16 protein-coding genes are annotated in these 14,021 nt (G+C 70.8%); 10 read left to right on the top strand and 6 right to left on the bottom strand.

Going from position 1 to position 14,021, the window contains the following annotated elements; translation table 11 throughout:
* Window positions 1–37: 37 nt before the first annotated feature.
* The 4 genes from WC555_RS01410 to WC555_RS01395 form a co-directional block, all read right to left on the bottom strand.
* Window positions 38–943 (bottom strand): cobalamin biosynthesis protein CbiG, encoded by a 906-nt coding sequence (locus WC555_RS01410; protein ID WP_373250496.1) that lies wholly within the window; start codon window positions 941–943, stop codon window positions 38–40.
* An 87-nt stretch (window positions 944–1,030) separates the two neighbouring features.
* Entirely contained in the window at window positions 1,031–1,546 is a 516-nt protein-coding gene (locus WC555_RS01405; RefSeq protein WP_373250495.1) for a hypothetical protein, read from the bottom strand.
* A gap of 3 nt (window positions 1,547–1,549) precedes the next feature.
* Entirely contained in the window at window positions 1,550–2,347 is a 798-nt protein-coding gene (gene xth / locus WC555_RS01400) for an exodeoxyribonuclease III (RefSeq protein WP_373250493.1), read from the bottom strand.
* A gap of 109 nt (window positions 2,348–2,456) precedes the next feature.
* Entirely contained in the window at window positions 2,457–3,413 is a 957-nt protein-coding gene (locus tag WC555_RS01395) for a hypothetical protein (protein ID WP_373250491.1), read from the bottom strand.
* A 237-nt stretch (window positions 3,414–3,650) separates the two neighbouring features.
* Between WC555_RS01395 and WC555_RS01390 the strand changes: the two genes are divergently transcribed.
* A complete protein-coding gene (locus WC555_RS01390) occupies window positions 3,651–4,700 on the top strand; it encodes an MBL fold metallo-hydrolase (protein WP_373250490.1) in 1,050 nt (349 codons plus the stop codon).
* Here WC555_RS01390 and WC555_RS01385 read toward each other — a convergent pair.
* A complete protein-coding gene (locus WC555_RS01385; protein WP_373250488.1) occupies window positions 4,697–5,695 on the bottom strand; it encodes a hypothetical protein in 999 nt (332 codons plus the stop codon). The two genes, WC555_RS01390 and WC555_RS01385, sit on opposite strands and share 4 nt — an antisense overlap.
* 201 nt (window positions 5,696–5,896) lie before the next feature.
* Between WC555_RS01385 and WC555_RS01380 the strand changes: the two genes are divergently transcribed.
* The 5 genes from WC555_RS01380 to WC555_RS01360 all read left to right on the top strand — a co-directional run bounded on the left by WC555_RS01380 (window position 5,897) and on the right by WC555_RS01360 (window position 9,946).
* Window positions 5,897–6,670 (top strand): enoyl-CoA hydratase, encoded by a 774-nt coding sequence (locus WC555_RS01380; protein WP_373250487.1) that lies wholly within the window; start codon window positions 5,897–5,899, stop codon window positions 6,668–6,670.
* A gap of 34 nt (window positions 6,671–6,704) precedes the next feature.
* On the top strand, window positions 6,705–7,190 hold the full coding sequence (locus WC555_RS01375) for a GNAT family N-acetyltransferase (protein WP_373250485.1): 486 nt from the start codon (window positions 6,705–6,707) through the stop codon (window positions 7,188–7,190).
* Between the two features lie 313 nt (window positions 7,191–7,503).
* A complete protein-coding gene (locus WC555_RS01370; RefSeq protein WP_373250483.1) occupies window positions 7,504–8,070 on the top strand; it encodes a DUF1285 domain-containing protein in 567 nt (188 codons plus the stop codon).
* Window positions 8,067–8,729 (top strand): CoA pyrophosphatase, encoded by a 663-nt coding sequence (locus tag WC555_RS01365; RefSeq protein WP_373250481.1) that lies wholly within the window; start codon window positions 8,067–8,069, stop codon window positions 8,727–8,729. The genes WC555_RS01370 and WC555_RS01365 overlap by 4 nt, the downstream gene beginning before the upstream one ends.
* Window positions 8,726–9,946: a CCA tRNA nucleotidyltransferase gene (locus tag WC555_RS01360; protein WP_373250478.1), complete on the top strand. Its 1,221-nt coding sequence runs from the start codon at window positions 8,726–8,728 to the stop codon at window positions 9,944–9,946. Before WC555_RS01365 ends, WC555_RS01360 begins: the two co-directional genes overlap by 4 nt.
* Here the strand turns inward: WC555_RS01360 and WC555_RS01355 are convergent.
* The gene (locus WC555_RS01355) at window positions 9,927–10,922 is read right to left on the bottom strand and encodes an endonuclease/exonuclease/phosphatase family protein (protein ID WP_373250476.1); all 996 of its coding nucleotides are present in this window, start codon (window positions 10,920–10,922) and stop codon (window positions 9,927–9,929) included. The two genes, WC555_RS01360 and WC555_RS01355, sit on opposite strands and share 20 nt — an antisense overlap.
* A gap of 35 nt (window positions 10,923–10,957) precedes the next feature.
* On the opposite strand from WC555_RS01355, the gene WC555_RS01350 reads away from it, so the two are divergent.
* From WC555_RS01350 to WC555_RS01335, 4 genes are all read left to right on the top strand, one after another.
* The gene (locus tag WC555_RS01350; RefSeq protein ID WP_373250474.1) at window positions 10,958–11,431 is read left to right on the top strand and encodes a DUF4112 domain-containing protein; all 474 of its coding nucleotides are present in this window, start codon (window positions 10,958–10,960) and stop codon (window positions 11,429–11,431) included.
* Window positions 11,432–11,491: 60 nt separating this feature from the next.
* Entirely contained in the window at window positions 11,492–12,049 is a 558-nt protein-coding gene (locus tag WC555_RS01345; protein ID WP_373250473.1) for a sigma-70 family RNA polymerase sigma factor, read from the top strand.
* Window positions 12,046–12,777, top strand: coding sequence for an anti-sigma factor domain-containing protein (locus WC555_RS01340; protein ID WP_373250471.1), 732 nt, complete (start codon window positions 12,046–12,048; stop codon window positions 12,775–12,777). Before WC555_RS01345 ends, WC555_RS01340 begins: the two co-directional genes overlap by 4 nt.
* Before the next feature lie 283 nt (window positions 12,778–13,060).
* Window positions 13,061–14,021 (top strand): DUF2793 domain-containing protein (locus tag WC555_RS01335; protein ID WP_373250470.1); only part of this gene is annotated, 961 nt, incomplete at its 3' end.

Here is a 14,021-nt window from a genome sequence, read left to right as displayed (position 1 = left end):
CCGGGCGGTAGCCGCGGGCGATGACGGCCTGATGACGTCAGGCCCCCAGGATCCAGCCTTCTTCCTGTTCGACGCGCGCGATCAGGGCCTCGTCCGCGCCCCTGGGCGGGGCGAAGGCGGCGGACAGGGCGCCCGCCTCGTCCAGTTTGGCGAAATGCTCGGCGGTGACCCGGACCTGGGCCTGATCCTTGAACTCGCCCGGGTTCGGCTTCGTGTCGAACATCGACGGATAGACCTCGACCACCAGCGCCGACAGCGGCTCGACATCGGCCGTGTCCAGCGCCCGCCAGCCGGTGCCGAAGGGCCAGACGGCGCCCGACGGCCCGAGGCTTTCCAGCAGCCGGCGCACGGCCGGGATGCCGACCAGGGTCTGGCCGCCGACGGCGCCCGCGCCGTGCATCTGCCACACCGACTTGGGCTGCAGCTTGCCCTTGCGCACCGCGTCCTGGGTCGCCCGGTATTCCGGGATGTCGGCCCCGGCGCCCGCCGGCGGCTTGGTCGTGGTCAGCCAGCGCTGCGCCTGATTGGCCGGCGCGCCCCACAGCGGCCAGGCCTCGTCGGTCATCAGCCGGTTCATCTTGGCCGCGACCTGGTAGCGGTTGTTGGTGTTGTCGGCCTTGTCGACCACATTGGAGGCGATGAATTTCCACATCGCCGACCAAGGCGTCCCGGTCAGCTTCAGCCGCGCGGCCGTGCCGGCGGGATAGCCGAAGTTGAAATCGAACCCGACCAGCACCCGGTCGCCACGCTTCCTGTGCTCGGCCAGCAGGGAGGCCAGCAGGGCCTCGCCCTCGGCCCGCGTGGCGACGTTGTGGGTCTCGGTATAGAGGCGGAAGCGCACGTCGCGCTTGGCGACGCCCAGCCACACCGAACCCTCGCCCAGCTTCTTGCCCTCGGCGGCGGTCCAGTCAGCGATGATGTAGGCGTCGAAAAGGCGGGCCACGGGGGGCGCTCCGGAATACTCAGGCGGCAGGGAAGGGGGGTTCTAGCCCTCCCGGACCGGGGGAGGAAGGGCGGAGCCCGAATCCCTTCAGCCTTTCAGCAAGGCTTCCAGATGCGACAGCCAGCGGCGGCCCAGCCGCAGGGCCTCGCCCGGCGACCCGGTCTGGACCGGCAGGGCGGCGTCCCACAGGGCCAGTTCGAACTCGGGATGGCGGGCGTCGGCGAACAGCAGGCGCAGGGTCACCTGTTCAGCGTCCGGGACCATCACGTCCAGCGCCTTGCGCGTCTCGCCGCGACGGACACGGGCCACGACGTGGCCGTCGACGATGATCTCGCCGCCCTCGATCTCGTCGAAGGCGTAGACCAGACCGGCTCCACCCCGGTTCCACAGCACCGCCACCTGGGCGCCGTCGAAGTCGAGGCCGGCGGCGCGGCCCTCGGCGGGGGACAGGGCCTCGGCCTCGGGCACGGCCCCCAGCGACTTCAGCAGGGCCCGCTTCATCCGCCGCACCGGCTCCATCCACCAGGCCAGCACCAGGGCGGCCGTGGTCAGCGCCGCCGCCGCCAGCGCCACGAGCAGGATGACCCGGAGCGCATCGGCCATGGCCTAGTCCTCCAGTTCGATGACGACGGGGACGTGGTCGGAGGGCTTGTCCATGTCGCGGGCGTCGCGATGGGTCTCGATGCCGACGAAGCGGTCCGCCGCCTGGGGCGACAGCAGGTGGAAGTCGATGCGGATGCCGTGATCGCGCTGCCAGGCCCCGGCCTGATAGTCCCAGAAGGTGTATGTCCCCGGCGGCTGCCTGCCCAGCTCGCCCGCCTCGGACAGGCCGAGGTGGTTCAGGGCGCGGAAGGCGGCGCGGCTCTCGGGCTGGAACAGGGCGTCGGTGACCCAGGCCGACGGGTTCTTCGCATCGTCGGGCGTGGGGATGACATTGTAGTCGCCGCACAGGGTGAAGGCCTCTTCCTGCCGCAGCAGGTCCCTGGCATGGGCCTGAAGCCGGTCCATCCACGCCAGCTTGTAGGCGAACTTCTCCGTTCCGATCGGATTGCCGTTGGGCATGTAGAGGCAGCCGATCCGCACCGGGCGGGGGGCCTCGATCACGGCCTCGATATAGCGGGCCTGTTCGAACCCGGCCTCGAAACCCGAGGCGTCGACGCCCGGCAGGCCGCGCCGCACGTCGCTCAGCGGATATTTCGAGAGCAGGGCGACGCCGTTGTAGGTCTTCTGCCCGTTGGTCTCGACATTGTAGCCGAGGGACTCAAAGGCCTCGCGCGGGAATTTCTCGTCCAGGCATTTGATCTCCTGGAAGCCGACCACGTCGGGCCGGGCGGCCTCCAGCCAGGCGAGCACCGTCGGCAGGCGGGCGTTGACCGAGTTCACGTTCCAGGTGGCGATGCGCATGACGCCATGAGTACGGCGTGTCGGGCCGGTCTGTGAAGCCGGATCATGCAAACGAAAACGCCCCGGGGCGAACCCCGGGGCGTGGTCTTCGTCACGGCTGAGCCGGGCCTTACTCGGCCGGCGCGGGAGCGGCGGCCGGAGCCGGCGTCAGGGTGCAGCCGCCGCCGATGCGCTGGGCGGTGGCGCAGGGGTAGATCTGCTGGGTCACGCCCTCGTTGTTGACGCGGGCGATATAGCCCTCGCCCTCGGCGGCGCATTTGGCCTCGTAGAAGCGGCCGTTGGCGTTCTGACCCATCAGACGCACCTGGGCCACGTCGCAGGCCGAGGCCTCGGTGCCGGCCAGCTTGGGCTCGAAGCCGTCGGCCTGTTCCGCGGCGGTGGTGAAGCGGCAGGTTCCGCCGACCGAGGTGATCTGCAGGCAGTCCTGCAGCTTCCAGCCGGTCGCGACCTTCTCCAGCCAGTAGCCGTCGACGCCGGCGCAGCCGACTTCATAGACGATGTTGTTCTCGTCGCTCTTGCCGATGGCGACGGCCTCGTCGACCGTGCAGGCGACGCCGGCTTCGCGGGCCCAGCCGCCGATCACGGCCAGACCGTTCTGGTTGGCGGGCAGGACGCACTGCTGGCCCACGTCGGCGGCGGGGTCGCGCAGCCGGGCGGTGTAGGCGGTGCCGGCCAGCTCGAGGCAGTCGAAGCTCTGGGGCGGGGTCGAGGCGATCAGGATATAGCCGGGGCCGCTGGCGCAGGCCGCTTCATAGATCTTCACCTGTTCGGCGGTCACGCCGGGATTGGCGGCTTCGGTGACCTGACAGGTCAGGCCGGCGGCCGTGGCCTGGGCCTGGGCGGCGGCCTTGATCTCTTCGGGCGTCGGGGCGGCCGGGGCGGCCGGACGCGGTTGCCGGCGGTTGCGCTGATTGCGCTCGTTGACGGCGCCGGCCGCGCGATCAGCGTCGCTCTGGCTGCCCCCTGCGCCCGGAGGGGCAGGGTCCTGCGCCAGGACCGGTTGGGCCGCCAGCAGTGCGAGGGCGACCGCGCCGCCAGCGAGGCCAAGCAACTTTCTGTGGAACACGATGGAAACTCCGGATGGGGTAAAACCGTCGCTCACCCTTGGCGGGCTGGTGTGGCGGGGTCAAGGCGCGGCTGCGAGCCGCTGGACGCACCCGGTCGCTTCCGCTTATCAAGTCCCAGGTTTTGATTGGAGACGGACTTGGCGGATGGCGCTCCGGACGTTCAAACGGGCGAGGCCGTGTCGGGAACGCGCGGACTGACCTATCCGTTTGGCGACCCCCCGGGTTTCGGAGAAGCCGTGGAGGTCGCGCCGGGCGTGCTCTGGATGCAGCTGTCGATGCCGATGGCCCTGAACCACATCAATGTCTATGCGGTCGAGGACGGCGACGGCTGGGCCCTGATCGACACGGGACTGAATATTCCGGACACGCGCGCACGATGGGACGCCCTTCTGGCTGGACCGCTGGCCAGACCCGAAAGCGCCCGGCCGGTGACCCGGGTCATCTGCACCCATATGCACCCCGACCACATCGGCCTTGCGGGCTGGCTGTGTGAGCGGTTCGACGTCGGCTTGACGATGACGCGGCTGGAGTATGTGACCGGGCGGATGCTGCTGGCCGACACGGGCCAGCCAGCCCCTGAAGCTGGCGCCGTCCACTATCGCGCCGCCGGCTGGGATGAAGCCCAGGTGGAGACTTACCGACGCGAGTACGGCCAATTCGGGCGGGCGGTGTCGCCGCTGCCGCCGGGGTTCACCCGGATGCGCGAGGGCGACCGGCTCGACATCGGCGGCCAGGAGTGGCGGGTCGTGGTCGGCGAAGGCCACAGCCCGGAGCACGCCTGCCTGTGGCGCGAAGCGGACGGGGTGGTGCTGGGCGGCGACCAGATCCTGCCGAGGATATCCTCGAACGTCTCCGTATGGCCGACCGAGCCGGACGCCGATCCACTGGGCGACTGGCTGGCGTCGCTGGAGCGGATGAAGTCGGTGTTTCCGGACGATGTGCTGGTGCTGCCCTCCCATGGAAATCCCTTCAGGGGCGCGCAGGCGCGGCTGGACGCCCTGATCCGGGGCCACATGACGGCGCTGAAGCGGCTGGAGCGGACACTTCTGGAGCCCCGGCGCGCGGTGGACGTCTTCGCGGCCCTCTTCGCCCGGCCGGTCGGCGACGCCGTGCTCGGCATGGCGACCGGCGAGGCGCTCGCGCACCTCAACTATCTGCAGCGACGGGGCCGGGTCGACGCGACGCGCGACGCTGACGGCGTCGACTGGTGGACGCTGACCCACGAAGGACGGACGTCCGGGCCGACCTGCTTCGCAGACACCCGGCGCCCGGCGGGAGGAGCCTAGCCCCTTGACCTCGCGGCGACGGTCAAGGCGCAGTCGTCAGCCTCGGTGCAGGGCGTCACCTCCTCCGCCTGTCCGTCGCGGGAGATGCGAACGAGATAGCCCTGGCCCGGAGCACTGCAACGGGTTTCGTAGTGGCGGCCCTCGGAAGAGACGCCGATCATGCGAACCTCGGCGACATCGCACGCCGCCGCCGCCGTGCCGGCGAGCTGGGTGCGCATCCAGTTCCGCTGCTCGCCCGGGTCGGTGAACCGGCAATGCATGCCCTCGGCGCTCACCTCGAGACATCCTTTGAGCGACCAGCCCGAAGCCGCCTTCTCCAGCCAGAAGCCCTCGGTGCCTTCGCATCCCACCTCGTACACATCGAAGCCGTCGCTCGATCCGAGCCATTCCGCCTGGTCGATCCTGCAGGCGACCCCGGCTTCCTGCGCCCAGCCGCCGATCACCTGGGCGCCATTCTGGTTTTCCGGCATGGTGCACTGAGCCCCGACGGCCGCGTTCGGATCACGCCGGCGCGCGCTCGCGGCGGCTCCGGCCAGAACCAGGCAGTTTGTCGCGCGAGGCTCGACGCCGTTCACGATCACGTATCCGGGTCCGCTGTCGCAGGCCGCCTCGTAGATCGACTGGGCGTCAGGCGTGGTCCCGACCCGCCTCAGGCCACGGACTCCGCAAGCGACACCCGCTTTTTCGAGCTGGGCGTCGACGTCCGCCCGGATCCGGCTGTCATCCATGTCCAGTCGTCTGCGTTCCATGTCCTCGGCATCGAGCTCGCGCCGTTCGAGATTGCGCAGACGGGACGGCGTGACGGTGCGGATCGGGGCGTTGACGCTTTCCAGGTAAGGACCCGCAGCCTCCGCTATGCCGGAATTGGCGGCGTCGCCGCCAGCCTGCGGAGCCGACCCCAGTTGCGCATGGCTCGGTGTCGCGGCGCAGGCGATCAGGATCGCGGCGGCCATCCCGGCCGCAATGGAGTGAGGACGAGAAATCCAGCGTCTCATGACCGTCTCCGTTCATTGCCATGATTACATCATCTGACGAACCGGCGTGATGCAAGACAAAATGCCCGAACATTCGGATCGAAATCTATTCAGGCCGGTCGCGAGTGCAAATAATCCCGGTTGGTCCTGAGAACCGCCCGGTCTATCAGGACCCTTCAACACGGGAGCCGATCCGCGGGGCCGGCTGGAACGGAGGCGATCGTGGGTGGACAGGTTCAAACAGGTTTCGCCGACGGCGTCCTGACCGTGACGCTGGCGCGGCCCGAGAAGAAGAACGCCATCACCCAGGCCATGTATGCGGCCCTGTCCGACGCCACCGAGCGCGCGCGCACGGACGACGCGGTCCGGGTGCTGCTGTTCCGGGGCGAGGGCGACAGCTTCTCGGCGGGCAACGACATCGCCGACTTCATCGCCATCGGTTCGCAGACCGGCGAGCCGATGGACATGGCCGTGTTCCGCTTCCTGAAGGCCCTGGCCGAGCTGGACAAGCCGGCGGTGGCGGCGGTGCGCGGGCGGGCGGTGGGCATCGGCCTGACGCTGCTGCTGCATTGCGACATGGTGGTGGTGGCCGAGGACGCCCTGCTGTCCGCGCCCTTCATCAATCTGGCGCTGGCGCCGGAAGCGGCCTCGTCGCTGCTTCTGCCGCAGGCGCTGGGCCATCAGCGGGCGTTCGAGATCTTCGCCCTCGGCGAGCCGATCGACGGCCGCACGGCCCTGGCCTGGGGCCTGGCCAACCGGGCGGTTCCGGCCGACCAGGTCGAGGCGACGGCGCTCGAGATCGCCGGCAGGCTGGCGACGCGCGCGCCCAACTCGATCCGCCGGACCAAGGCGTTGATGCGGGATGCGGAAGGCCTCTGGGCCCTGATGCAGCGCGAGGGCGAGGTCTTCGGCAGCCAGATGAAGAGCCCCGAGGCGATGGAGGCCTTCATGGCCTTCAGCCAGAAGCGCGCCCCCGATTTTTCGAAAGCCGGTTGATTCGGCCCGACGCGGGCCGTAGTTGCGCCGCCTGATGTTCGACGCCCCGTCAAAGCCCGCGCCTGTGCGCATCGAAGCCGAAACGCCCGCCGACGCGGCGGCGGTCGAGGCGCTGGTTCTGGCCGCCTTCGGTCCGGGCCGGTTCGCCAAGACGGCCGAACGGCTGCGGGAGCGGGCCGGCGTCGCCGCCGCCTTCGTGGCGCGGGACGAGGGACAGGTGATCGGCTCGGTGCGCCTGTGGCGGATCACGGTCGGCGAGACGGCGGCCCTGTTCCTCGGTCCGATCGCCGTGGCCTCGGACAGCCGCAAGGCCGGGCTGGGCGCCGATCTGGTGCAGGCCTGCGTCGACCATGCGGCGGCGGCCCGGATGGGGATACTGCTGGTCGGGGACATGGGCTATTTCGAGCGCTTCGGCTTTTCAGTCGCGTCCGATGTGCGGTTGTCCGGCCCTGCCGACCCGGCGCGTGTGCTGTGGCGGGGCGAGGGCGAACCGGCCGGTCTGGTGCAAGCCGTCCGCTAGCGGAAAAACACAGTCCAAAGCGTCCACTCCGTTCGCGGGGACCGTTTGGCGAAGCCCTCCGCCAGCCGCCAAAAACACAGTCCGAAGCGTCCGGACCGTCCGCTCCGTCCGCCGCGTCAGCGTTCGGCTCGTCAGGGGTTTCGCATCATGCGATTGTCAAAGACCAAGCCTTCCCGGGGCGCCGTCATCAAAGCACGCCCCTGCGTCAAATCCGGACGCAGGCTGAGAGAAATGACGCGCGCCGGCGCCAGCGACGGCCGGACCGAACCGGGAGGGGTTTGCCGCGCCCGTCCTGACGCCTAAGTCTGGACCCATGGTGCCCATCGACGACAGCAAGACCGGACTGGCCGCCATCGCGGAAGCGGCGAAGCAGGCGCCGGGCCGGGGTCTGCCGCCCGTGCACCTCTGGCATCCGGCGCATTGCGGCGCGATCGACATCGTCATCCGCCGCGACGGGGTCTGGATGCACGAGGGCTCGCCCATCGGCCGGACCGAGCTGGTGCGGCTGTTCTCGACCGTGCTGCGCAAGGACGCTGACGGCTATGTGCTGGTCACGCCGGGCGAGAAACTGTCGATCACGGTCGAGGATCTGCCGTTCCGGGCGGTGTCGGTGACGCGGCGCGGCGACGCCCTGGTCTTCACCACCGACGTCGGGGACGAGGCTGAGGCCGGCGTCCAGCACCCCATCGTGGTCGAGACGGACCCGGCGACGGGCGAGCCCTCGCCGTCGGTGCGGGTGCGCGCCGATCTGTGGGCCCGGATCGCCCGGCCGGTCTTTTACGAGCTGGTCGAGATGGCCGATGTCGAGGACGGGCGGCTGACGGTGCGCTCGAACGGCGCGGCCTTCGCCCTCGGGCCGGTCGGGGCGGGCGTGGAATGAGCCTGTCGACCCTGCGCGCGCGGCTGATCGAGCGGCTGGAGCCGGCCTCGGGGTGGGTTCCGGACAGGCTGCCTGTGCATTCCGACTTCGACCTCAATCCCGGCGCCGATCGCCCCGCCCGCATCCTGCGGCCCGCCGCGGTGCTGATCCCCGTGATAGCGGGACCGGAAGGCGCGACCGTGTTGATGACCCGCCGGTCCGACAGCCTGGCCAGCCACACCGGCCAGATCGCCTTCCCAGGCGGCCGGCTGGATCCGGGCGAGACGGTGGCCGACGCCGCCCTGCGCGAGGCCTTCGAGGAGGTCGCGATGGATCCGGCGCTGGTCGAGGTTCTGGGGATCGGCGACGCCTATGAGACGGGCACCGGCTTTCTGGTGACGCCGGTCGTCGGCTGGTTGACCGCCACCCCGGCCACAACGCCGTCCCTGGAAGAGGTGGCCGAGGTGTTCGAGGTTCCCTGGGACTTTCTGATGGACATCGCCAATCATCGGCAGGAGGCTTGGGACCGCGAGGGCCAGCCGCGGCGCTGGTACTGGGCCATGCCCTTCGGCGAGCGCTATATCTGGGGCGTCACCGCCGGAATCATCCGCGCCCTGCACGCGCGGCTGTATGACGACGAGGCCGCGCCGGAGGCGGCGGCGGCGGAGGACGCGGCGTGACTCTTCGCCTGACCGACCAGCCGTGGCTGACGGCCTCGTCCACCCGGGCGGTGATGGCGGCGCTGGAGGCGGCGGGCGGACCCGGCTGCGCGCGCTTCGTCGGCGGCTGCGTGCGCAACGCCCTGCTCGGCGCACCGGTCGACGACATCGACATCGCCACGACGCTGAAGCCCGATGAGACGGACAGGGCGATCCGCGCCGCCGGACTGAAGGCCGTGCCCACGGGCATGGCCCACGGCACGGTGACGGCGGTGACCGAGCGCACGCCGTTCGAGATCACCACCCTGCGTCGCGACGTCTCGACCGACGGCCGCAACGCCACCGTGGCCTTCACCGACGACTGGGCCGAGGACGCGGCGCGGCGGGATTTCCGCCTGAACGCCCTCTATGCCGACGCCGGGGGCCAGGTGTTCGATCCTACCGGCCAGGGCGTCGCGGATGTGGAGGCGGGCCGGATCGTCTTCGTCGGCGATGCGGAGACGCGGATCACCGAGGACTATCTGCGCATCCTGCGCTTCTTCCGTTTCTACGCCTGGTACGGACGCGGCGAGCCGGACGCGGCGGCCCTGGCCGCCTGTCAGACCTTGGCGTCGGGCATGGCGAGGCTGTCGGCCGAGCGCGTGTCGAAGGAGCTGATGAAGCTGCTCGCCGCCCCCGATCCGCGCCCGGCCATGGCGGCGATGCAGGCCGCCGGGGTGCTGGAACAGGTGCTGCCCGAGGCTACGTCACGGGCGCTGTTCGCCGCCCTGGTCGAGCTGACCGACGATCCGGTCTTGAGGCTGATGGGCCTGTTGCCCGCCGATGTGGCGGTGGCGACCACGGTATCGGCGCGCCTGAGGCTGGCCAACGCCGTCCGCGACCGGTTGGTGCGGGCTGCGACCGCCTGGCCGTCGGTCGATCTGTCGATGAGCGACGCCGCCGTCCGGGCCGCCGTCTACCGCCACGGCGCCCGCGCGGTCGTGGACGCCGCGCACCGGCGCCAGGCCGAAGCCTCCGACCGGGGCGACGACGCCCGCCGTCTGATCCGTCTGGCGCAGGACTGGACGCCGCCGAGCCTGCCCGTCGGGGGCCGTCAGATCGCCCGGCTGGGCGTCGCGCCCGGTCCCGAGACGGGCCGTCTGTTGAAGGCGTTCGAAGCCGGGTGGATCGCCGACGACTTTCCCGACGACGGCCATGAGGCGCGCCTGGCGGCCCTGGTCACGCCGCCGCGAGGGTGACTTCGGTCACCACCGGGCGGTGGTCCGAGCCGGTCGGCCGGCCGAGCCGGCGGCTGACGAAGGCGAGGTCGGGCGAGCGGTAGACCTGGTCGATGGTCACGCCGAACACCGACGGGACCGCGGTGGGCCAGGTGCCGGGGAAGCCGGGGGCGGGGCGCAGGCCGATATCGCGTCGGATCTGGCGGCCGATGCGGGCGCTGGACACGCTGTTGAAGTCGCCCGCGACGACGACCGGGCCGCTCAGGTCCGAGACAACGGCCTCCAGCGCCATGGTCTGGCTGATCTGGCCCCATTGTTCCTGGAACGGCCAGGGGCGGGTCAGGTGAACGCCCAGAACATTGAGCGGGCCCAGCGGCGTCCGGACGGTGGCGCCGACGGCGTGCAGGCCATCCGGCCGGTCGCGGATCGCCGTCAACGGCCAGCGCGAGGCGACGACCGACCGCGCCGCGCCGCTGGAGCGCTCGATGCGGGGGCTCGCAATCCTGTGCGGGTAGTTCGCGAGAATCTGATCCAGCCGCGCCGCGGGGGCGTCTCCCATCTCGATCAACACGACGACATCGGCGTCTGCGGCGATGAGCGAGAGCCTGATCGCGTCCACATCCGTGTTCAGGGCCTGCACGTTGGCGGAATAGATTCGTACGAAAGGCGCTCCGGCGCGGAGCGCGGCCGAAGCGGGGAACCATTGCGGGGCCACCGCCAGGGTGAGGGCGGCGATCGCCGCCAGCCCATGCAGGGTCGCCGCCCACATCCGGGCCCCGGCCAGGACGGCCGTCAGGAGGACGGTCACGATCAGGAGCGGCGCGGTGAACTGGAACAGGATGTCCACCCACCGGTGGCCGAAGCGGGACAGGGCCAGAAGACCCAACAACAGCGGCGCGGTCAGGGCCAGTTGAAACAGGGTCTCGAGCCGCCGTTCGCGCGCCCACAGGCGACAAACGCGCGGTGCTTGCCTTTCGTGGTGAACGGGGGTCGTCATGGCGCGTTACGGTCTCGCTTAACGGGAGGGCAGGCATGGCCAGACGGTCCATCGCGGATATCGAGAAGATCTGGTCCAATGTCGAGGGCGTGAAGAAACTGTCTGACCGGGCGATCGGCATCGGTCCGTTCGGCATCGGCCTGGACGGCCTGCTGACCTGGATCCCGGTCGTGGGCACGGTCTACAGCGTCGGGGCCGCCGGCTGGCTGCTGGTCCAGGCGGGCAAGGCGAAGGCGACGCCGGGAACCCTGATGCGCATGGCCGGCTATCTGGGTCTGGACAGCGCCACCACGGCCGTCGGCGAGGTGATCCCCTTCGCTCCTGACGTGGTCGACTTCTTCTTCCCCGGACACCTGCTGGCGGCCAGGGCGCTGCAGAAGGACATCGAGAGCACCCACTGGGTCGAGGCCAATGAGCGCGAGGCGAAGGCTTCGGGCGACCACGACCGGCATCTGGCCGATATGCGCCGGAACCCGAAGCTGCGCCGCATCGTCTATCTGCATGACTGACGCCTTGACGAAACCGGTCGTGTGCGGCCAGGTCCGCGCCATGGTCTGCCGGGCGCCCGCATGAGTTCCATCCTTACCCGCGACGAACTGTCCATGGCCCTCGGTCAGGCCGGCCAGGGCGACCGCGCCGCCTTCCGCCGCGTCTATGACGCGACCTCCGCGAAGCTATTGGGCGTCACCCTGCGTATCTTGGCTGACCGCCAACTGGCCGAGGACGTTTTGCAGGACACCTATCTCACCGTGTGGAGCAAGGCCGGGAGCTTCGATGCGTCCCGCGCCAGCCCGATCACATGGCTGGTGACGATCGCCCGCAACCGGGCCATCGACCGGCTGAGGTCGGGCGCCGCGACGCGGCGGTCGACGCCGATCGACGAAGCCTTCGACATCGCCGACGACGGTCCTTCGCCGGCCCAGGCGCTGGAGACGGGCGACGACGTCCGCCGGCTGAACGACTGTCTCGGCGAACTGGACGACCGCACCGGGGGCGCCATCCGCACGGCCTTTATCGAGGGTGTGACCTATGACGCCCTGGCCTCGCGCGAGAATGTGCCGCTGGGGACGATGAAGAGCTGGATCCGGCGGGGGCTGATGCGGCTGAGGGCCTGTCTCGAATCATGACCGATCCCACCGATGCCGAAGGCGTGGACGAGACCCGGGTCCTGGCCGGGGAGCTGGCCCTGCGCGTGCTGTCGCCCGCCGAGGAGGCCGCCGCCCGGGCGCGCGAGGCCGCGGATCCCGGCTTCGCGGCCGAGGTCGAGGCGTGGAATGAACATCTCGCCGGGCTGGCGGACGCAACCGCGCCCGTCGCGCCGTCGCCTTACGTCTGGCCGCGCGTCGAGGCCGGCCTGCCGCCCGTCGCCGCCAATGACAATCGGCGACTGGCCTTCTGGCGGACGTGGGCCGTGGGGTCCACCGGCCTGCTGGCGGCCAGTCTGGCGGCGGTCGTGGTGCTGCTGGCCCAGCCCTCACCGGTCCCGCCGGCTCCGGCGCCGGCGGCGCCCGTGGCGGTGACGCGGGTCGCGACCCTGACGCTCGAGAACGGGGCGGCGGCCATGACCATCGCCTATGATCCCGGCACCGGCGAACTGTATCTGGCCCCGACCAACGAGATGGCCGGCGACACCCGGGTGCCGCACCTGTGGCTGGTCATGCCCGAAGGCGGGGTTCAGCTGGTCGGCGCGATCGACGGGTCCGCCACGTCGCGGCACAACCTCGGCCGGGCCCTCTCGGGCAAGGCGGGGCAGGCCAATGCGGTCGCCGTGTCCATGGAGACGCCGGGCCATACGCCCGCGGCGGACAAGCCTGACGGTCCCGTGGTGGCGTCCGGCGAACTTCAGCGCCTCTGACCTGCATCCCGGGCCGCGGACCGCCCGTATCTGATCCTGACGAGTCCGTTGCGGTTGCGTGAAAATGCGCCGCCTGGTCCTGACAGCCGACGGGCCCGTCAGGCGGGGAGGCCGTCCGGCCCTTCCACTCCGGCCTCCCCGCTAGCCTTTCCCGCTGAACCAGACGACTTTCGGAAACGAAGTGGCTGATTTATCGCGCCTTTCTGCCGCGAGTAGCGTCATTTGCCAGCCGCAGGAAGCCGAGCCCTCACACTGATCTCCGACATTTCTTGCGGAGAGAGTGATGAGCGACGACCACAGCGCCCGGCTGGAGCTGCCCTATCTGGCGGCCGGGCAGATGCAGAAGCATGTGACCCACAACGAGGCCCTCACCCGGCTGGACGCCCTGGTCCAGACGGCCGTGGTCAGCCGGACGACGACGGCCCAGCCGGGCGCGCCGACGGACGGCGCCCTGTGGATATTGCCGGCCGGCGCGACCGGGCCGGACTGGGGCGGGCGGCCGGAGGGCGCGCTGGTGCGGGCCGAGGGCGGCGGCTGGAGCGCGGTCGCCGCGCCGGACGGGCTGGTGGCGTTGGTCATCGACGCCGCCGAGCTGGTGGTGCGGCACTGGGGCGGCTGGGTTCCGCTGGGCCGGCGCCTCGGCGAGGTCCAGGATCTCGGCCGGCTGGGGATCGGGGCCACGGCGGACAGCTGGAATCCCTTCCTCGCCAAGCTGAACAATGCGCTGTGGACCGCGCGTGAGGCGGCGTGGGGCGGCGATGGCGACCTGAGGCTGACCCTGAACAAGGAGACGGCGGGCGACGTCCTGTCGCTGGTGTTCCAGAGCGGATACGCCGGCCGGGCGGAGCTGGGGCTGGTCGGGGACGACGACCTGAGCCTGAAGGTCAGCGCCGACGGATCGGCGTGGAGCGACGTCTTCTCGGTCGAGCGGGCCACGGGCCGGGCGGTCTTCGTCCAGGGCGCGGCGCGGCGGTCGGTGACGGCGTTCGACGCATCGGGAACCTGGACGCCGCCTGTCTGGGCGCGAAGCGTTGAGGCGACGGCCGTCGGCGGCGGTGGCGGCGGCGGCGGCGGCGCGGGCGGCGTCAGCCGGGCCGGGTGGCCGGCCGAACTGCTGGGCGGGGGCCTGACGATCACCATCGGCGGGGGCGGATCGGGCGGCGCGTCCGGTTCGGGCGCGGCCGGAGCGGACACCGTGATCTCGCTGGGCGGCGCGGCCCTGCTGACGGGCGCCGGCGGCGTCG

It is taken from the genome of Brevundimonas sp. (assembly GCF_041648615.1).
In the GTDB taxonomy this organism is placed as follows: Bacteria; Pseudomonadota; Alphaproteobacteria; order Caulobacterales; family Caulobacteraceae; genus Brevundimonas.
Note: the sequence above shows the minus strand (reverse complement) of the source record. Positions and strands in the feature narration are given on the sequence as shown.